Genomic DNA, 19,128 nt, shown 5'->3' on the forward strand with positions numbered 1-19,128 from the left:
GATAGGAGAATCAACGAATGACGATGGATAAAAGCAAAGGGACCGCTTCTTCACTTCTGTTAAAAGACGTGGCCTACAATGAAATCAAGGAAAGCATTCTGAACGAGAAGTTCGAGCCGGGGCGTTTCTTGTCCGAGCGTGAATTGATTGAGCTGCTGGGGATGAGCAAGACGCCGATTAAAGCGGCGTTGACGCGGCTGGAAGCCGAGGGCTTTGTCACCGTTTCATCAAAACAGGGCATTATCATCAACGATCTGTCCGTGAACCGGATCGTGGATATCTACGATCTTCGGATCGCGCTGGAGACGTTCAACTGCCAGCAGGTCGAATCCAGGCTTACGCCTGAGCAGATGCAGGAGCTGGAGAGCAATTTAGCCGAAACCGCCGATATCGTCAGCCGGCTTGACGTCAAAAATTTCGCACAGGCCGACCATGATTTCCACCTGATCATTTGCGAGTGTACGGGCAATCAGGAAATCCACAGGGTACTGCTGAACTACCACGATCATCTTCAGCGAATCACCCGCCGGCATCTGCGGAAGGATCCGCACAGGATGGAGAAGTTCCTTGAGGATCATTGGAAGATCTATGAGGCTTTGAAAACCGGCAAGGAGAGCAGCGCCGACGTGATGCGCAAGCATCTGCAGGAATCGAAGCAAGCGCTTTTTATATAACAGAGAGATACGGGATCAGACCGCCATCTTGAATTACTACGAGGGGGAGAGACAATGAAGGCTGTATATTTGGAGGATGCGTACAAAGTTGTCGTTAAAGACGTTGACGTACCGGAGATCGGGGCAGGGGAAGTTCTGATCCGGGTCAAAGCCGCCGGTATTTGCGGATCGGATATTCATACCTACAAAGGACTGCACTTGTTCCGGAAGCCGCCCGTCATTATCGGCCACGAAGTGTCCGGCGAAATCGTGAAGGTGGGCGAGGACGTCACATCTTTCAGGATCGGCGATCGGGTGACCGTGGAGCCCCAGGTCGGCTGCGGCAAATGCGATTACTGCCTGACGGGAAGAACGAATTACTGCGCCGAACGGGGAGCGCCGGGCCTCAAGGGCTGGTACGGTTCGATGGCCGAGTATTTCGCGGCGCCGGAGGCATGCGTATTCAAACTGCCGGATCAGCTGGACCATGAGCTGGGCGTGCTGGTTGAGCCCTTCGCGGTAGGGGTCCATGCGGTACGGAAGGCCGGGATCGAAGTCGGAGACAAGGTCGCCATCCTCGGTGCCGGACCGATCGGGCTGCTCGCCATGACGGCTGCCAAGGCTGCCGGCGCTACCACGCTCATGGTGACGGACGTCATGGATTATGCGCTAGCATCCGCGAAAGATATGGGGGCGACCCATACCCTGAACATTCGCGGCAAAGAACATTGGACCGAGGAAGCCAAGAAGGAGATTGCCGGCGAGTTCGATAAGGTGCTGATTGCTGCCGGGGTACCCGGGATCGTGGATGATGCCCTTGCCTTGCTTCGCAAAGGCGGCCGCTGCGTAACGATCGCCATGTTCCATGGCACGCAAACCTTCGATATCGTGAATCTGCAGCAGACCGAGAAGGAGATTGTGGGCTGCATGACGTACACACGCGAGGATACCATTTCCGCCATCGATTTGTTGGCAAGCGGAGCGGTGGACGTCAGAGCCGTCATATCCCACCGGCTGCCTTATGAAGATGCCGCGGAAGGGTTCCGCTTGGTCGACAAGAAGGAGGACTCATCCCTGAAGGTCATCGTCACCTTTTAATTACCAACATATCCCCGCAGCTTCTGCTTTCAGTGGCGGAGGCTGCAGGAACTTCATATCAGATTGGGGGAACGACAAATGTGGAAAAGACTCGCAGTTGTCATGGTGGCTGCACTGCTCATTGTAAGCGCTTTATTTATGACGAAGCCGAATACGGATGATGGCCCGATCAAGCTAAGGCTAGGTCACATTACGGGCGAATCCGATCCGTGGCATCTGGGCGCGCTCAAGTTTGCGGAGCTGGTCAAGGAGAAAACGGGCGGCGAGATTGAGGTAGAGGTGTACGCCAGCTCGATGCTCGGGAATGACCGTGACCTGATCGAGGGGATGCAGATCGGGTCCGTGGATTTTGCCCTACCGGCGGGCGTGTTATCGAATTTCTACAGTCCTTATGCCATCTTGGAGCTGCCGTATTTGTTCCGTGACAAGCAGCATTTGGAGAACGTGCTCTATGGAGATGTCGGCGATGAACTGAAGCAGAGCCTGCTTGACAATGCCCAGGTCCGCGGCCTGGAGTTCTGGATGAGAACCCCGCGCGAGCTGACGGCCAACAAGAAGATCGAAACGCCCAGCGATCTGCGCGGCTTGAAAATCCGCGTGCCGGAAATTCCGGCTTCCATTGCGGCTTGGGAGGCGATGGGCGCGACGCCGACGCCTATGGCTTTTGGCGAAGTGTATTCATCGCTTCAAACCGGGGTTATTGACGCGCAGGAAAATCCGGTTGCTTTTACCGCCAGCTCCAAGATTCAGGAAGTCCAGAAGTATATGATGATGACCGATCATGTATACGGTTACGTGATGCTCGCGATGAGTGAAGTGACGTATCAACGCTTGAATGAGTTTCAGCGTCAGGCTATTGAAGAAGCGGCCAAGGAAGCAACGGAATACGAGAATCAGCTGGTCTTTGAACAGGAAGAGCAGATCATCAATGAGCTTAAGGATTTCGGTACGGAGTTCGTGGAAGTGGATAAGGGACCGTTCGAAGCGGCGGCCAAATCGGTGCATGAACGCTTTGCCAACCTGTACGGAAGAGAGCTGTACGACAAAATCATTAACACGCCATAACCATTTTTTCTTCAAGAGGGGGGATAAGCCATGCGGCAGACATTAAAAGCGATCGATACGCTCAACAAACTCGTGGGCATCGCAGTGGCCATGATCCTGGGTGTCATGTCCATCCTGATTATCATGCAGATTATTTACCGGATTGTCGGGTATCCGCTTCACTGGTCCGAGGAGCTGGCCAGATACTTGATGGTATACCTTGTTTTCCTGGGTTCCTCGCTGGCGCTGCGCCATCATCGGCTGGTAGCGATCGAGCTGCTGCCGGAACTCGTGAGTGAAGTCAACCGAAAGGTGATTCGCATCACCGTCATGGCGATATGCATCGTGTTTTTCGTTCTTTTGCTGGTCCAGGGCATCGATATTTTGAACCGGGTCTCCGTGCAATCGTCGGCAGCGATGGGGCTTAGCATGTCGGTTCCATATGCAGCTATTCCGATTGGCGCGGTGCTACTCATCATCAATGCGGTAGCGGTCATTCTGGAAACGATCGTTTCCGATACAATTCCGCCAGCGAAGGAGGAAGGTCTATAATGCCTATCGTATTATTCGGATGTTTGATCCTATTCTTCGCCATCAGCGTTCCGATTGCCGTCTCGATGGGAATGGCGTCTGCGGTAGCGATCTGGTGGGAAGGCGGCACGCCGCTGCTTGTACTCGTCCAGCGTTCGTTCACGTCAACGGATTCATTCCCGCTCATGGCGATTCCGTTCTTCGTATTCGCGGGCACCTTGATGGAATTCGGCGGAATATCAAGACGGCTGGTGAATCTGGCGAATGCACTTACAGGCCATTTGCCAGGCGGACTTGGACTCGTAACGATTGTAACCTCGATGTTCTTTGCCGCCATATCCGGTTCCTCCGCCGCGGCAACCGCGGCGCTTGGCAGCATCCTGATCCCGGCTATGATCTCCCGGGGCTATCATAAGAACTTTACGGGTGCCCTTCAAGCGACGTCTGGTGAGCTGGGGGTTATCATTCCGCCAAGCATCCCGTTGATTCTATACGGGGTCGCTGCCGAAACATCGATTGGCGATCTGTTTATGGCGGGGCTTATTCCAGGAATTATGATTGGTTTATCGCTGATGATTGCCGTTTATATCATTGCGAAACGAAAAGGCTATGCACGCGAGAAGAGAAAGACTCCAGGTGAAGTATGGCAGGCTTTCAAGGAATCCTTCTGGGCGGTCCTTATGCCGATCATCATTCTCGGCGGAATATACGGCGGCATCTTCACGCCGACCGAAGCTGCGGGTGTAGCCGTAGCGTATGCGTTCATCGTTGGCGTATTTGTGTATAAGGAGATTAAATTCTCCAAGCTGATCAACATTCTGACGCAATCCACGATTACGACTTCCGTCATTATGTTCATCATAGCAAGCGCAGGATTGTTCAGCTGGATCATGACGCGGGAAGGAATTCCGCAGGCGGTTGCAGGCTTCTTCGTGAACATATCCGACAACCCGATCGTGTTCCTGCTGCTGGTCAACGTGTTCCTGCTCGTCGTGGGCATGTTCATGGAGTCCAATGCATCCATCATCATTCTGGCACCTCTGCTGGCGCCGGTAGCGGCCGAGTTCGGCATCGACCCGACGCATTTCGGCATCATCATGATCGTGAACCTGGCGATCGGGATGTGCACGCCGCCGCTCGGCATCAATCTGTTCATATCGGCCCAAATCGCGAAGATCCGGCTGGACCAAATCACAAGGGGCATGGTGCCGTTCTATATCGTGTTGATCATTGACCTGATGCTGATTACGTATCTTCCGCAATTGTCGATGTTCCTGCCGAACCTGTTAGGCGGCAAATAGCGGTATGCGGGTACTCGTCTTATAAGTAGTTATTGGTTGTAAAATAGGTATTGAAATACAGGAGGTATTGATCATGGCTAGCGTGGAAACGATTAGAAAAGAACTGCAGCACACCGGCAAATATATGATGCAATATGACCTTGCGTGGGGCAATGCGGGGAATATCTCCGCCAGAACGGAAGGGGACCGTTACGTGGTTACGGCGAGCGGGACGTTCCTTGGCGAATTGGAGGAAGCGGACTTGATCGAATGCGATTTGTCCGGAAACGTATATGGCGCAGAGGGTCGCAAACCTTCCAAGGAAACGCCCATGCATCGGGCGATTTACGAGAGCCGTCCGGAGATCGGCGCGGTGCTCCATGCTTCTCCGTTCTACACAACGCTGATTGCCTGCTCCGACCTGGAGCTCCCCTCGAATATGTTCGTTGAGACGATGTATTATCTCGAGCGGATCGAACGCGTGCCTTACTATCATCCGGGGAGCGACGCGCTGGGCGAGGGCGTTCGGGAAAAGGCCAAGCTTGCCAACGTGCTGCTGTTAGAAAACCATGGTGTGGTGGTATACGATACGACCATTCGCGAAGCGCGGATGGCCCTGCAGACGTTGGAAGTGGCCAGCCGGATGCTGATTACTTCGATGAGCGCCAAGGTTGGAATTCAGGGTCTTGGCCCAGAGACGGAACGGGATTTCCTGGAGAAGGCAGGTTATAAGCCAAGGCGCAACTGGAGCTTGTAGGATAACGCCAATTAGTAACGAATCGAAATGCCGTCGGATGATCGGATCCGGCGGCATTTTTTCTTGTAATGCAGTTTTTGGCGAGGCTAACCAACTCTATTGTTTTAAGAAAAATACCGCTAAATGCGGCCTGACTGCCGAGAAAGTACGTCGATAGACGTTTCTTGTATAGTTCTGCAAGCTGCGGCTTGAAATGTTGGGCAGTCGCTGTTTTTTTCTGCAATGCTCATTATTGGAGCCTACGTATTTATGCGGTGCGGCGCGATCCGTTTCCCAAGCGTTAAACCAAACCAGACCAGAAACAGAATGAGAGGCAGGGAGACCAGGGTTCCCATCACGAATGCCGTGACATCCACGATTCCAGTGGACAGCAGGCGGTTGAGCGCATAAATGCCGTATGGAATTTCAAGGACCGCAGCTGTAATGACGCCAGGGGTGTATGCCTTCAGCGCGATTGAGGCCCCCACATGTTTCACGCCGTCCAGCAGGAACACCGTAACGAACCCCGCGAACAGGGCGTTGAACGGGCTGCCGATATCGAAGGCACGCGCCGTTAGAAACGTTACGCACGTGAGGATGAACCCGATCAGCAGTACAGCAAAGGAGAATTGCAGGGTGATGTTCTTATCCCACGGAATGGAGACGGGCGAAAATTTCGTGATCCAGGGGCTGTTCTTGTTCTTCCTGAGCCACCATTCCATCGTGGCAATCTCTTCTCCGTCGTGAATGAAAAATACAACCGGCAGCAGCCACAACATCATGAGAAAACTCCAATCCGGCATGAATGACAGCATGATCCTCATCTCTCCCTTCAATCTAACCATATTAGCGATGCCTAAAGAAAAGAAACTGAGTAAACACACAAATTGTGCGGATAAAAGAAGCCGATGCAGCATGTTCTATACGGCCATCAGCTTTTTGTATACATCGTTCTTCACGTAGAAAACGTCATGATCCGGATTCTTCGCCCATCCCATGCAGCAGCAGCCGGACGAGCTCGCGAATATAGGATTCGTCCCCGAGCGGGAGTGCTTCCTCTCCGAAACGGGAATGGAGCATGCAATAGACCAGGATGGAGGAGGTCATCATCAGCATGGCAACCTGAACCGTGTGTTCCGGTTGATGATTGGATCCCGCCGCCTGTTTGAGCATGCTGCTGCCAGCTGTCCCAAAACCACCGATCAGCCGCGAAACCTCTTTTGATACCTCGGCATCCCTTATGAGTTCAGGTGACCAGATGAGCATCAGATAATCCATGTTCGTCCTGAGGAACTGGAGATATGCGATGCCGTATTGAAACAGGGCCTCGTCCGCAGGAAGCTTCGACAATTCACCTGCATCCTCTTGAAGCTGCGCAGCAAAGGAAAAATTGTTCACAAGAAAGAGCAGCAGCTTCCGTTTATCTCCAAAGTGGTAGAAGATCAGCCCTTCGGCCACACCGCTTTCGGCCGCAATCTCTTTGGTTGTCGTTGCATGGAATCCCTGCCGGGAGAACAGCTTCAGAGCGGCGTTCAATATCCGTTCCTTCTTGGCATTCCGACGGGTTGTTGTAGGCATAGGCAGATGTTTTTCTCCTTTGGAATGAAATAGGCAAAACTTCCTTGTGGAGCTTCCGGTTTCCATGGATGCTAAATAGTCATGAGTGATGAATTCAGAATACTGAGTGTTTACTCAAAAGTATAATCACTCCCCAAATATTGTCAACCCTCGAAGTATCACCGCAGGGACTGTTCATTGTGGTCATGTTCTACCAAGGTGCACGGACAGACAACGTGCCCAAATGGAATAGCCAGAGAGTGAAACGGCGCTGCAGGGTTTGAAATTGCGATATCATAAAAAACCACGTCGTTTACGACGTGGTGATGTCTCAATTACCGTGATCCGCGTAATATTCGACGAGGTAATCACGGAAGGCAATCGCGGCCTTGGACAAGTATCTGGATTCCAGCCATGCGATTTGGAATACCCGGCGTGCGAGAGGTTCTTGAATGCTGAGCTTCTTCAGCTTTAGTTCCTCGCTGCTTCTGCATTCCCCGATTAAAGCCACGCCAAATCCCGAACGGACCAGATCGGCGATGGTCCCGGGGTCTTCCACCTCGCAGACGACCTTCGGTTGAAAACCGGCTTGTTTGCAAAACTCGTTATTCATCTTCTGATACGGATGGCCCTCTTTATAACCCACAAAGGATTCTCCGGCAGCCTCGCTTAAGCGGATGCGATTGTTTCTGGCTAAGCGGTGGGTGGGGGGGACTGCCAAGAACACCTCTTCCACGTGAATGGCAAGCTGCGTATATCCGGATGCCGGACGGGCATGGAAGTCAGAAAGAAGTCCACTTCATTATGTTCAATCGTCTGAACCATATCCTCCATCGAGGACTGGATAATATGAAAGTTGACCTTCGGATGTTCGCGCAGAAACAAGCGTAAAGGCTCGCGGAGCTGCTCCATGTTGGACAAGGCCAAATGAATGCGCCCATGCTCCAGCCCCGCAAGATCTTCCACTTCCCGCCGGCCCTCTTCCAGCAGCTGCAGGGCAGCGGTGGCTTTCGCCAAAAATGCTCTGCCGTACGGATTGAGGCGGATTTGCCGGCCTTGGCGTTCGAATAACGGAACCCCGAGATTCTCTTCGAGTCTGGAGATGGTTTTGCTGAGCGCCGGCTGAGCAATATGGAGCTCCTCTGCGGCTTTGGTCATATGTTCAAGCCTTGCTACGGTAACAAAATACTTCAGCTGCAACATTTCCATTACGGTTCACCGTCCCTGCTTATATACTCCAGTATATATATACATAGATTATTTTGTATTTTTTATTATCTATCGATGATTATAGAATGGTCTCAGAAACAAGATCAAGGAATGTTTGAAAGGATGATCGATATGAGAGCCGCTGCGTTCAGTACGATTGGACCGCCGGAAGTTTTACGCGTTATGGACTTCGAAGATCCTCAGGCCGGCAACGGCCAGATCAGGGTTAACATCAAGGCGGCAGGCGTGCAGCCGGCCGACTGCGGAATTAGGGGAAGCGGCTGGGCACCGCCCGCGGTGACATTGCGGATGCCGCAAATTCTCGGCAACGAATTCGCCGGAACGGTTGATCAGGTAGGAGAGGGAGTGACGGACTTTGATGTTGGGGATGACGTCATTGGCTGGTCATTACTCGCCTGCTACGCTGAATATGTCGTGGTCAGCGCAGACCAAGTTGTACGGAAACCCGATTCGATGCCATGGGAGGAAGCGGGTGCCTTGACCGCATCGGGGCAAACCGCCCATACGGCACTTGGGATGCTAGGGGTTGGCCATAAGGATACGGTTTTGATTCATGCGGCAGCGGGGGGAGTCGGCTCCTTTGCCGTCCAGATCGCACGAGCCTGGGGAGCGCGGGTCATCGGGACCGCAAGCGAGCGAAACCATGATTATCTTCGTGCGCTGGGCGCCGTTCCCGTTGTTTATGGATCAGGCCTTGTAGACCGGGTCAAGGCTTGTGCCCCCGAGGGAGTGACCGCCGCGCTTGATGCCGCCGGCGAAGAAGCGTTGCGGGCCTCGGTGGCGCTTGTCGGCGACCGGAGGCGAATCGGAACGATCGTGGCCTTCGATCTGGTAGAAGAATTGGGGGTGCTCCCGATCCGCAGCCAGCGCTCGAAGCATCGATTAGCGGAACTGGTTCAAATGTATGAACAAGGGAAGCTGAAAATCCATGTGTCGCAGACGTTCTCGCTGAGCGAAGCGGCGGAAGCGCATCGTGCCGTGGAATCCGGTCATGTTCGGGGAAAGGTCGTGCTGCGGATAGACCAGCCATGAGAACCGCGCATGATTTTTGAGAAAAGGGTTGTTCCAAGAGTAGATCTTATACTGCGGGAACTCCCTTTTCTTTTTTTAGTTTTGTCCCCGAATTTCTACCGTTACAAATCCTTGATTGAAATTTAGGGCAACAGCGATTGGAGGAATGATCCGTACGTGCAGCGTCATACAAAAGACGGAGGGGGCGTCCCAGACTAAGGTCCAGGAAGAAACTGGTCCGCGGCAGCGTGTGAACTTATTCCTCTACGATATAATGGACATATACATAAACAAGAATGGACGTGGAGGATTTGAAGAGAAAACAGGGTATGATGGCCGTGAAAATTTCGTCGCTGTTGATATTTGCCGTGCTGGTCGGATGCGATGCTGCCCAAAAAGCCGATGAAGCGGTAAACCGCGAGCTTGATAAATTAGCGCAAATCGGGAACCTAGCCGGCGAATCGGCGATAGCCATCAGCGATCAAGTAAAACGGGAAGGGAAGGAGTTCGAATGGACGACGGCTCAGGAAGCCGGCATAGCCGAGGGACTGGTCATCGACCATGCCGTAGGCAATATCGAGCTTATCGCGGTACCCGGTAGCGAGGTCAACGTGAAAACAACCGTATGGTTCAACGAAAGTTTTTTCAAGAACGATAACATTCGCACCCAGGTGACGGAGCAGGCCGCTACCTCCTTGACGCTCCAGGATGGCATGCTGGAATTAAGGACGCATCCTAGAGACGACTCCGGCATTAACCTGTGGGACTGGTCGCAGAAGCAGTTCGGCGATTCCGGATTCATGATCGATTATGTGATCGAGATACCGGAAGCCCTGCAGAATATCCGCATCAAGAATGATGTCGGGAAGGTAAGGGTGAACGAGTTGAAGGGGGCTTTCGAGCTGCAGCTGGGAGCCGGGGAAATTCAGCTCAACCAAACGGAAATCACGGGCAGTTCCAGGATCGTATCCGAAGCAGGCAGTATCAAGCTGGATATTGGGCAGATCGACCCGGACGGCTCGCTGACGGCCAACACATCGGCAGGCAGCATCACCGCTGCGTTCGCGCCGTCCATGAAATATACGCTGGATACCGAAACCGAGCTGGGACAGATTACTGGAGCAAGCCGGGGGCAGAGCGACGTCAACGGCGGTGGAGCGAAAATATCCCTGACGACCTCGGTCGGCTCCATCAAGGTTAATCCATAAGCGGCGCATACGCACAAACAAACCCGGAGGGGCTCCGGGTTTGTTTGTTTTGTTACAGCAAAAACCAATGTGCAAATGGATAGCGGATTACATTAACTTCAATACTTGGCACAACTGATATAAGTAGTGCACGCCGAGTATTTGGTTATGATTGAGGTGATTGAGGTACACCAGCGTATCCTTGAGCACCCGTCTGGCGTTATGAACCTGATGATGCTCGAGCTCGTGCAGGACGTCCTTGATGACTTCAAGCGGGTAATTGGCTGAGCGGAGAATCCGAATGATCATAATCTGCCGGATTCGGGCACCATCGAATTTCCGGTAGCCGTTATCCTGATCCCGAGGCAGGATAAGAACGCCTTCCTTCTCCCAATGGCGGATGGCCGAGGGGGGAACGCCGATCTCGGCCGCAACCTCCCCGATGGTCAACTCTTTCTTGCGGCCTCGGGCATCGACTGCGTCAAGCTGCTCCGTTTCCAGAATGCGGATGGTCCGCTCCGCAAGGATTTTATCCTGCTGGAGGCGGGCTTGCACCTCGTTTACGATCCAGAGCGCATCATCCAGCTCCCTTTCCTGCAGCTTCTTCATGACTTGCTTCGTCACGTCTACGCCGAAACCGGGAAACATGGCGCGGATGCACTCGAAATAAGCGGCATGCTCCTCGGTATATAACCGGTAGCCGTTTGGCGCACGCTCGGCAGGAGGAACAATTCCCCATTTTTCATAGTGCTTGAGTGCACTTGTGGTAATCCCGAGTTTCTTGGCGATATCAATCGGTCGGATGCCCATGATGTCCCCCTACTTCATCCGGATCTGCCTGAATCCTTACTTATTGGGGGATTGTATCATGAAGTGCGTTTCCATGAAAAGACAGATAGAAAAATATAGCTTCTCAGCTTGGGTTTGAATCATGCCAGTATCATTGCCGTTCCAAAAATGCCCGGATGTATTGAACGATATCCGGTCCATGGGATTCACAATGCAAAACTGTTGATTTGAGCCGGATGAAACTGGATTTTATGTTCCATTGGATAAACGCCTCCTTGAATACTTGCGATTTTTTTTCGGCATGAGTGCCTCTCCTCCGAACACACGATGCGTAGATATTTAAAGTCAATTGCGGTGCACAGACAACCAACAGGACTTCAAACATTGTACATAAACCTTAAAGCTCCGTGACGGCTTTCGCCGTTGAAAACAGTGACGGAGCAACCTTTGCAGGTATGAAATTTTGTACTTGCATCAATGTTGTAAGATGGGTTTGTAAAATTAAAGGAGGTTAGGAAATGGAAGGAACGATTAAGATTCGCGGTGCCAGGGAGAACAATCTGAAAAATGTTTCGCTTGAGATTCCAAAATACAAACTGGTCGTCATGACAGGTCCGTCCGGCTCGGGCAAGTCCACGCTGGCCATGGATACGCTGCAGCGGGAATGTCAGCGGCAGTACATGGAATCCATGGGCATGGTATCGGACTCGGTGAGCAAGCCGAAGGTGGACTCGATTGAAGGGCTCTCCCCGTCGATCAGCGTGGGTCAGCACATAACGAACAGGAACCCGAGATCCACCATCGGAACGGTGACGGATATCTACACGCTGCTCCGGATACTGTTTGCCAAGCTTGGGGAACGAAGCTGTCCTTCCTGCGGCGACAGGGTGATACCGAGCGTGGACGGAGAAGCCTATCACGGTCCCTCTGACGAGGAAGAGATCAGCGATTCCCACGAGACGGTTCATTGTAGGCGATGCGGTCATGGTCTCGACAAATTGACGATGTCGCATTTTTCCTTTAACAAGCCGGAAGGCGCATGCGAAACGTGCAGCGGACTCGGTCAAACGGTCAGCCTGAACATGGATGCCGTGTTCCAGCTTGACTTAAGCCTAAGAGACGGCGGGGTGGCAATATGGTACAGCGCTCTCACCGATTATAACATCAGCATTCTGAAAGCAGCAGCCAAGTATTACGGGTTTGTGTTCGATGAGTTTATGCCGCTTCGGGATTATGGGGACGTTCAGCGCGATCTCCTGTATTACGGCGTGGAGAGCGAGGCGTTCAGCAGGCACTTTCCTGACGCGAAGCCGCCGAAGTCCGTAGGACAAGGCAAGTACGAGGGCGTAGTCACCGGAATATGGAGAAGATACCGGGAGAAGGGGAGCGAGACCGGGGAAGCGTCCCTGTTTCATGAGCATGTCTGTCCGGATTGCCACGGAACGAAGCTGAGGGAGGATAGCCGCCGCGTCCGGGTTGACGGCGTCTCCATTAACGAAGTTAACGCATGGTCGATCGGGGAAGCGCTAAATTGGATGGAGGCGCTGCTGAAGAAGCTGACGGCGGACCAATTATCGATCGTGGAACCGCTCATTTATGATTCCGTCGTGAGACTAAAGCGCATCATGGATGTCGGACTTGGTTACATGTCCTTGGAGAGGCAGGTCGTTACGATGTCGGGCGGGGAAGCCCAGAGGCTTCGGCTCGCATCGATTCTGGGCTCCGGCCTCACGGGCGTGCTGTACATTTTGGACGAACCGACGACGGGTCTGCATCCCAAAGATACCAGGGGACTTATCCAGGTTCTGAAGCAACTGAGGGATCTCGGCAACACGGTGCTTGTCATCGAGCATGACGAAGAAGTGATGCGGGCCGCCGATCATATCATTGATATCGGACCGGGTGCGGGAACGATGGGCGGCACGGTTGTCGGTCAAGGAACGCTGGAGGAATTGATAGGGAATCCCGAGTCCGTGACCGGATCGTATTTCCGGGATTCCACGATGCTGGCGGCTCCGATTCGGCGCAGGACCGGAAACGGCAACCTGCTGACGATCGAGGATGCACATCTGAGAAATCTGAAACATATTACGACCTCTTTCCCGCTAGGCTGTCTCATATCGGTGACAGGCGTATCGGGATCTGGTAAATCCACGCTTTTATTTGATCTTCTGGCGGAAACCGGAAGCGATCAATCAACTCCAACCGGCTGCAAAGCCATCACGGGCTGGGAATCGGTGGGACAGCTGATCAAGGTTGACCAATCGCCGGTATCCCGAATGCAGCGCTCTAACATCGCTACCTATACGGATGTTTACACTCATATCAGAAACTGGTACGCCAGCTTGCCGGAAGCTAAACAGAATCAATTGACGGCCAAGCACTTCTCCTTTAATACGCAAGGCGGGCGCTGTGAGACATGCCAAGGCCTTGGCCTCGTGTCCGTGCATATGCACTTTCTTCCGGAGCTGGAAGTACGCTGCCCGGACTGCAAGGGCAAGCGCTTCAAAGAAGAGGTTCTCCGCGTGACTTTTAACGGCTACACCATCTCCGATATGTTGGATATGACGATTGAGGAAAGTCTTGCCTTGTTGGCAGTGAAGCCAAAGATCATGGAATTGACCCGGCTGCTCTGCGATGTCGGACTTGGATATTTGAAGTGGGGACAATCGGTGAGCACCCTGTCGGGCGGCGAGGGACAGCGGATCAAATTGGCAAAGGAACTGAGTAAAAAAACGAAAAACCACACGCTTTATTTGCTGGACGAACCCTCGACCGGGCTTCACCCGGGAGATGTCCGGCAGCTTCTCGTCCTGTTAAATCGTTTGGTGGATGCGGGGAACACCGTGATTTTGGTTGAGCACAATCTGGACCTGATCTGGAATTCCGATTGGATCATCGATATCGGGCCTGGCGGGGGAGCAGCCGGCGGATCGCTGGTGGCGACAGGAACACCCGAAGAAGTGGCTGCAGTGGAAGCCTCGTTTACCGGCCGCTTTATCAAAGAAATCTATATGTGACGCGTTGAACGAGAAGGGAGGAAGTTTGAATGGAGCAAACCGTAGATGAGAAAGGCAAGGTAACAAAAACCACGGTTCGATATTTTATCAGGCTGCTGCGTTCTTCGGGCATTCCGAAGCTGGTGCTCTTTCTGGCGATCGTATTAAGTTTGGTCGGGGCGGTGACGGGACTTATCGTCCCGCTCATCACCGGCCAGCTTATCGATAATTTCGCCGCAGATGCGTTTAATATTCGCATGGTCGGCTTTCTGGCCGTCCTGTTCCTGCTGGAAGCCGTGGCCAGCGGACTTTCGTATTATATGCTTGCCTATGTCGGGAACCAGACGGTGAACAAAATTCGGAAGAGGCTTTGGACGAAGGTGTTGGCCTTGCCGGTTCCTTTCTTCGACAAGCATCGCTCGGCCGAGACGATGAGCCGTGTGACCAACGATACGAATGAAGTAAAGACCCTGATCACGGATCATCTGATCGCTTTTTGCTCGAATCTGTTGACCGTTCTGGGGGCTGTTGCGATCCTGTTTTACCTGGATTGGCGGATGACCCTCATCATCCTGATTGCCGTTCCGGTCGGGTTCGGCATTTTGATGCCCATCGGCGGAAAAATGTACAAAATCTCCATCAGCATGTATGGACAGTTGGCCCAGCTGTCCGCCATGCTGACCCAAGTGATCGGCGAGATCAGGCTGGTGAAAGCCTCCAATGCAGAGCGGAGGGAGGAGAAAAGCGGGTATGAGGATATGGACAGCCTGTACCGTTTCGGCATGAAGGAAGCCAAGATCAACTCGGTCCTGATTCCGTTGATGTCGATGGTCATGGTCGTTCTGCTGGTGGTCATCATCGGATACGGCGGCGTTCGCGTTTCTTCCGGTGCGCTCAGCGCCGGCGAGTTGGTATCGTTTATCCTGCTGCTCTTCCAAATCATGTTTCCTTTCAGCCAGTTCGCCACGTTTTACTCCCAGCTCCAGAAGGTGATGGCGGCAACCGAGAGATTGCGGCTTATCCTTGAATTCGAACCGGAGAGCGATCATCGTGCGGTACGGCCGGCACCGGAAGGCCATCGGAACGTTGAATTCAAAGAGGTCACGTTTGCTTATCATGAAGGAGAAACGATTCTGTCCAATGTGTCTTTTTCCATTCCAGCCAAGAAGGTCACTGCTCTGGTCGGGCCCAGCGGCAGCGGCAAAACCACGGTATTCTCCTTGATTGAGCGGTTCTATGCGCCATCCGGCGGGGAGATTTGCTTCGGCTCGGAAGCCATCCGCGATTATACGCTGGGGTCCTGGCGGCGAAAGCTCGGATATGTGTCCCAGGACAGCCCGCTCATGACCGGAACGATTCGGGACAATATCGTTTATGGACGGGAGGAGCCGGTCTCCGACGAGGAGATTGCCGAAGCAGCGAGGCTGGCCTACGCGGAAGGGTTTATCGAAGCTCTGCCGAGAGGGTACGACACGGAGGTTGGCGAGCGGGGCATCCAGTTATCCGGAGGTCAGCGCCAACGGGTCGCGATTGCAAGGGCTTTGCTGCGGAAGCCGGACATCCTGCTTCTGGATGAAGCGACGGCAAGCCTAGACAGCGACTCCGAGCACGAAGTGCAGAAGGCGCTGAACAATCTGATGGTGGAACGAACGACCGTGGTCATTGCCCATCGGTTATCGACCGTCGTCGAGGCGGACCAGATTATTGTGCTTGAGAAGGGTCATATTACGGGAAGCGGCACGCATGAAGAATTGATCCGAAGCCATCCGTCCTATGTCGAGTGGGCGAAGAAGCAGTTCCAGACCGGGGAATAGGGACGGGGCAGGAAGGATTATTTACTGCCTGAAACGAATATAACTTCAAGGTGACATATCCTTATAGTTGAGATGAGTTTAGAGGAGATGAGCAGAGCATGGCGCAGATCAAAATTTACGGCGTCCGGGAGCAGCTGAACCCGGTGAAGGAGCAGCTGTCGGAAGTGATACATTCGTGCGTGGTAGACGCATTTGAACTTCCGGCGGATAAGAAATTTCATCGTTTCTTCCCCATGAGCCGTGAGGATTTCCGCTTCCCTGACGGGAGAACGGATCGTTACACGGTGATCGAGATCAGCCTATTTGAAGGCCGGACGGTGGAGGCTAAGAAACAGCTGATTCGATTGCTGTTTGAACGGATTCAGCATACGCTGCATATCTCTTCCCAGGATGTGGAGATTACGATTTTCGAAACGCCGCAGCACAACTGGGGAATCCGTGGGCTTCCCGGTGATGAACTGGCTTTAGGGTATAAGGTGAATATTTAGAGGCGTAGCCTAGCCTTACAATTGCAAACAAGCGCTCGATTACCGCCGGCTCGGAAAGACTGGTGATCGGCGCTTGTTTTTATTTATTCGTATCCATCACGTTATTTATTATTCTGTGTTCGTTTTGCATTCAGCGTACGGACCAAATGTGTAGAACTGTTGGAGCTGTTGGAGATGATCTTTACATTGATGTAAAGGATCCCTTCTTATCGTGAAAAAGGGTTATAATGTTCTAAAAATGAGGGATAGCACTAGTCGTATTGGAAACGCGACTGTTTTGTTGCTTGTGGTAGACAAATATGTCCTTGTGCGTGAAGTATACAAAGGGGGAATCACCTTGACCTTACAACAATTAAAGTACGCCATCGAAGTTGCCAACCGTGGTTCCATGAACGAGGCGGCCAAACGATTATTTATTTCCCAGCCCAGCCTGTCCAACGCGATCAAGGATCTGGAGGAAGAGCTTCGCATTACGATATTCGAGCGGACGAACAAAGGAATATCCTTGTCCAAAGAAGGCGCGGAGTTTCTCGGCTATGCGCGGCAGGTGGTGGAGCAGGCGGAGCTTCTGGAAGGGCGTTATCTGAACGCAAAGCCTTCCCCGCAGCATTTTTCGGTATCCACGCAGCACTACGCCTTTGCGGTCAATGCCTTCGTGAAGCTGGTCCAGGAATACGGGCAGGATGAGTACGAATTGGCGCTAAGAGAGACGAAGACCTACGAAATCATCCAGGACGTCAAAACCCTGCGCAGCGAGATCGGCATTCTCTACTTGAACGAATTCAATGCCAAAGTGATCAACAAGCTGCTGAAGGATGCAGGGCTTCAGTTTACCAGCTTGTTTACGGCGAGGCCGCATATTTTTATCAGCATCAAGAATCCGCTGGCCAAGCAGTCCATCGTGACCATTGACGAGCTTCAGAATTATCCGTATTTATCCTTCGAGCAGGGGGAGTACAATTCGTTCCACTTCTCGGAGGAAATCCTCAGCACGCTGTCTCACAAAAAAAGCATCCGGGTCAATGACCGTGCAACCCTGTTCAATCTGCTGATCGGTCTGAACGGTTATACCATTTCGACCGGGGTGTTGAGCGCCGACCTGAACGGGAACGAGATTATTCCAGTTCCGCTCGCCTGCGATGAGACGATCAACGTCGGATGGATCAGCCATAAAAACGCGACCCTGTCCAAGCTTGCCGCAGCTTATGTCGAGGCGCTGCATGAAGCGATTGCCACCTAATTATTTGAAATAGCATCAATAGATTATAGCTGGCTATAGTTTATTAGAGTTACTATAAACAGCAGCATTATGGTATACCTTTCTTACTCGCCCTTTAGTGTTCATATAGGCAGGCTGGCAAGCAGCCTGCTATGAATGCTGAGGGGATTTTTTTGCTAGAAAATCTAATATAACATATTTATGTACAAGATATTGCATACGTGTGGCTTTTTGCATACAATGAAATGGTAAAGGATATGTACGTTACGATACTTCGGATCCACGGGAGGAATTTCATATGTCCAGTCAATCGTTAAGCGCTTTCTTACAGGATAATCTAACGGAACTCAAGCAGCAAGGGCTCTATAATACCATCCAGCCTCTTGAAAGTCCGAACGGTCCGCTCATTACCATTCAGGGTCGTGAATTCGTGAATTTATCTTCCAACAACTATCTCGGACTGGCAAATGATGAGCGACTGAAAGAAGCAGCCATCCGGGCTACGACCGATTTCGGAACCGGAAGCGGCGCCGTTCGCTCCATTAACGGAACGCTTATGCTGCATGTTGAGCTTGAGGAGAAGCTTGCGCAGTTCAAGGGAACGGAAGCGGTACTTACGTATCAATCCGGATTTAACTGCAATATGGCGGCGATTTCGGCCGTGATGGGAGCGGGGGATGCCATCCTGTCAGATGAATTAAACCATGCCTCCATTATTGACGGCTGCCGCCTGACCAAAGCCAAAGTCATTCGGTTTAACCATTCGGATATGGATGATTTGCGTTTGAAAGCGAAAGAAGCGAGAGAGTCCGGATTATACGGCAAGATCATGGTGATAACCGATGGCGTGTTCTCGATGGATGGCGACATTGCAAAACTCCCCGAAATCGTGGAGATCGCCGAGACCTATGATCTGATCACTTACGTGGATGACGCGCATGGATCGGGCGTGCTTGGCGGCGGTGCAGGCACCGTGAAGCATTTCGGGCTGTCGGATCGGGTGGATATCCAGATCGGAACCCTGTCCAAGGCGGTTGGCGTTGTCGGCGGTTATGTTGCCGGTTCGCGCGACCTGGTGGATTGGCTCAAGGTTCGCAGCCGGCCGTTCTTGTTCTCGACTGCGCTGCCCCCAGGTACCGTAGCCGCTTGCATTACCGCTGTCGACATCCTGCAGAACAGCAAAGACCTGCAAACGAAGCTGTGGGAGAACACCCGTTATCTGCAGGAAGGCCTTAAGCGCCTCGGTTATTCCGTCGGCCGCACGGAAACTCCGATTACGCCTTGCATCATCGGAGATGAAGCAACGACCCAGGCATTCAGCACGAGACTGTACGAGGAAGGCGTGTATGCCAAATCGATCGTATTCCCGACGGTGCCCAAAGGCACGGGAAGAGTCCGGAATATGCCAACCGCCATGCATACGAAGGAGATGCTGGATCGCGCACTTACCGCATATGAAACCATCGGACGCGAGCTGGGTCTGATCTAATAA

At 52.6% G+C, this 19,128-nt stretch carries 16 protein-coding genes and 1 pseudogene; 13 read left to right on the plus strand and 4 right to left on the minus strand.

Annotated features, from left to right (window positions below):
- Positions 1 to 17 precede the first annotated feature (17 nt).
- From BMX45_RS08960 to BMX45_RS08985, 6 genes are all read left to right on the plus strand, one after another.
- A complete protein-coding gene (locus tag BMX45_RS08960; protein WP_090909362.1) occupies positions 18 to 674 on the plus strand; it encodes a GntR family transcriptional regulator in 657 nt (218 codons plus the stop codon).
- A gap of 54 nt (positions 675 to 728) precedes the next feature.
- On the plus strand, positions 729 to 1,751 hold the full coding sequence (locus BMX45_RS08965; protein ID WP_090909363.1) for a zinc-dependent alcohol dehydrogenase: 1,023 nt from the start codon (positions 729 to 731) through the stop codon (positions 1,749 to 1,751).
- 78 nt (positions 1,752 to 1,829) lie between these two features.
- Positions 1,830 to 2,816, plus strand: a complete 987-nt coding sequence (locus BMX45_RS08970; protein WP_090909364.1) for a TRAP transporter substrate-binding protein — start codon at positions 1,830 to 1,832, stop codon at positions 2,814 to 2,816.
- A gap of 30 nt (positions 2,817 to 2,846) precedes the next feature.
- Complete coding sequence (locus BMX45_RS08975) at positions 2,847 to 3,347, plus strand: TRAP transporter small permease (RefSeq protein WP_090909365.1); 501 nt, start codon at positions 2,847 to 2,849, stop codon at positions 3,345 to 3,347.
- Positions 3,347 to 4,627, plus strand: a complete 1,281-nt coding sequence (locus BMX45_RS08980) for a TRAP transporter large permease (protein ID WP_090909366.1) — start codon at positions 3,347 to 3,349, stop codon at positions 4,625 to 4,627. The genes BMX45_RS08975 and BMX45_RS08980 overlap by 1 nt, the downstream gene beginning before the upstream one ends.
- 73 nt (positions 4,628 to 4,700) lie before the next feature.
- Positions 4,701 to 5,363: a class II aldolase/adducin family protein gene (locus BMX45_RS08985; protein ID WP_090909367.1), complete on the plus strand. Its 663-nt coding sequence runs from the start codon at positions 4,701 to 4,703 to the stop codon at positions 5,361 to 5,363.
- 239 nt (positions 5,364 to 5,602) lie between these two features.
- Here the strand turns inward: BMX45_RS08985 and BMX45_RS08990 are convergent, their stop codons facing one another.
- The 3 genes and pseudogenes from BMX45_RS08990 to BMX45_RS09000 all read right to left on the minus strand — a co-directional run bounded on the left by BMX45_RS08990 (position 5,603) and on the right by BMX45_RS09000 (position 8,108).
- Positions 5,603 to 6,157, minus strand: coding sequence for an HXXEE domain-containing protein (locus BMX45_RS08990; RefSeq protein WP_090909368.1), 555 nt, complete (start codon positions 6,155 to 6,157; stop codon positions 5,603 to 5,605).
- 154 nt (positions 6,158 to 6,311) lie between these two features.
- On the minus strand, positions 6,312 to 6,920 hold the full coding sequence (locus BMX45_RS08995) for a TetR/AcrR family transcriptional regulator (protein WP_090909369.1): 609 nt from the start codon (positions 6,918 to 6,920) through the stop codon (positions 6,312 to 6,314).
- Positions 6,921 to 7,230: 310 nt separating this feature from the next.
- Positions 7,231 to 8,108 (minus strand): annotated as a pseudogene (locus BMX45_RS09000) (LysR family transcriptional regulator).
- A 132-nt stretch (positions 8,109 to 8,240) separates the two neighbouring features.
- Here BMX45_RS09000 and BMX45_RS09005 point away from each other — a divergent pair.
- Both BMX45_RS09005 and BMX45_RS09010 read left to right on the plus strand, forming a co-directional pair.
- Positions 8,241 to 9,161, plus strand: coding sequence for an NADP-dependent oxidoreductase (locus tag BMX45_RS09005; RefSeq protein ID WP_090909548.1), 921 nt, complete (start codon positions 8,241 to 8,243; stop codon positions 9,159 to 9,161).
- A 281-nt stretch (positions 9,162 to 9,442) separates the two neighbouring features.
- Positions 9,443 to 10,348 (plus strand): DUF4097 family beta strand repeat-containing protein, encoded by a 906-nt coding sequence (locus tag BMX45_RS09010; RefSeq protein ID WP_254778001.1) that lies wholly within the window; start codon positions 9,443 to 9,445, stop codon positions 10,346 to 10,348.
- Between the two features lie 87 nt (positions 10,349 to 10,435).
- On the opposite strand, the gene BMX45_RS09015 is transcribed toward BMX45_RS09010, so the two are convergent.
- Positions 10,436 to 11,137: a MerR family transcriptional regulator gene (locus BMX45_RS09015; RefSeq protein WP_090909371.1), complete on the minus strand. Its 702-nt coding sequence runs from the start codon at positions 11,135 to 11,137 to the stop codon at positions 10,436 to 10,438.
- A 497-nt stretch (positions 11,138 to 11,634) separates the two neighbouring features.
- Here BMX45_RS09015 and uvrA point away from each other — a divergent pair, with 497 nt between their 5' ends.
- The 5 genes from uvrA (at position 11,635) to BMX45_RS09040 (ending at position 19,125) form a co-directional block, all read left to right on the plus strand.
- Positions 11,635 to 14,136, plus strand: a complete 2,502-nt coding sequence (gene uvrA / locus BMX45_RS09020; RefSeq protein WP_090909372.1) for an excinuclease ABC subunit UvrA — start codon at positions 11,635 to 11,637, stop codon at positions 14,134 to 14,136.
- Positions 14,137 to 14,165: 29 nt separating this feature from the next.
- Entirely contained in the window at positions 14,166 to 15,929 is a 1,764-nt protein-coding gene (locus BMX45_RS09025; RefSeq protein WP_090909373.1) for an ABC transporter ATP-binding protein, read from the plus strand.
- 98 nt (positions 15,930 to 16,027) lie between these two features.
- Positions 16,028 to 16,417 carry a tautomerase family protein gene (locus BMX45_RS09030; protein WP_090909374.1) on the plus strand — a complete coding sequence of 130 codons (390 nt, stop codon included), beginning with the start codon at positions 16,028 to 16,030 and terminating at the stop codon, positions 16,415 to 16,417.
- 337 nt (positions 16,418 to 16,754) lie between these two features.
- Positions 16,755 to 17,657 carry a LysR family transcriptional regulator gene (locus BMX45_RS09035; RefSeq protein ID WP_009593611.1) on the plus strand — a complete coding sequence of 301 codons (903 nt, stop codon included), beginning with the start codon at positions 16,755 to 16,757 and terminating at the stop codon, positions 17,655 to 17,657.
- A gap of 277 nt (positions 17,658 to 17,934) precedes the next feature.
- Positions 17,935 to 19,125, plus strand: coding sequence for a glycine C-acetyltransferase (locus BMX45_RS09040; protein WP_090909375.1), 1,191 nt, complete (start codon positions 17,935 to 17,937; stop codon positions 19,123 to 19,125).
- The last annotated feature ends 3 nt before the right edge of the window (positions 19,126 to 19,128 follow it).

Origin of the sequence: Paenibacillus sp. cl141a, assembly GCF_900109305.1 — a bacterium.
In the GTDB taxonomy this organism is placed as follows: Bacteria; Bacillota; Bacilli; order Paenibacillales; family Paenibacillaceae; genus Paenibacillus_AQ; species Paenibacillus_AQ lautus_A.

Bases quoted from the DNA above. Each gene is read 5' to 3' on its own strand.
- BMX45_RS08960 (WP_090909362.1), top strand. From the start codon at position 18: ATGACGATGGATAAAAGCAAAGGGACCGCTTCTTCACTTCTGTTAAAA.
- BMX45_RS08965 (WP_090909363.1), top strand. From the start codon at position 729: ATGAAGGCTGTATATTTGGAGGATGCGTACAAAGTTGTCGTTAAAGAC.
- BMX45_RS08970 (WP_090909364.1), top strand. From the start codon at position 1,830: ATGTGGAAAAGACTCGCAGTTGTCATGGTGGCTGCACTGCTCATTGTA.
- BMX45_RS08975 (WP_090909365.1), top strand. From the start codon at position 2,847: ATGCGGCAGACATTAAAAGCGATCGATACGCTCAACAAACTCGTGGGC.
- BMX45_RS08980 (WP_090909366.1), top strand. From the start codon at position 3,347: ATGCCTATCGTATTATTCGGATGTTTGATCCTATTCTTCGCCATCAGC.
- BMX45_RS08985 (WP_090909367.1), top strand. From the start codon at position 4,701: ATGGCTAGCGTGGAAACGATTAGAAAAGAACTGCAGCACACCGGCAAA.
- BMX45_RS08990 (WP_090909368.1), bottom strand. From the start codon at position 6,157: ATGCTGTCATTCATGCCGGATTGGAGTTTTCTCATGATGTTGTGGCTG.
- BMX45_RS08995 (WP_090909369.1), bottom strand. From the start codon at position 6,920: ATGCCTACAACAACCCGTCGGAATGCCAAGAAGGAACGGATATTGAAC.
- BMX45_RS09005 (WP_090909548.1), top strand. From the start codon at position 8,241: ATGAGAGCCGCTGCGTTCAGTACGATTGGACCGCCGGAAGTTTTACGC.
- BMX45_RS09015 (WP_090909371.1), bottom strand. From the start codon at position 11,137: ATGGGCATCCGACCGATTGATATCGCCAAGAAACTCGGGATTACCACA.
- uvrA (WP_090909372.1), top strand. From the start codon at position 11,635: ATGGAAGGAACGATTAAGATTCGCGGTGCCAGGGAGAACAATCTGAAA.
- BMX45_RS09025 (WP_090909373.1), top strand. From the start codon at position 14,166: ATGGAGCAAACCGTAGATGAGAAAGGCAAGGTAACAAAAACCACGGTT.
- BMX45_RS09030 (WP_090909374.1), top strand. From the start codon at position 16,028: ATGGCGCAGATCAAAATTTACGGCGTCCGGGAGCAGCTGAACCCGGTG.
- BMX45_RS09040 (WP_090909375.1), top strand. From the start codon at position 17,935: ATGTCCAGTCAATCGTTAAGCGCTTTCTTACAGGATAATCTAACGGAA.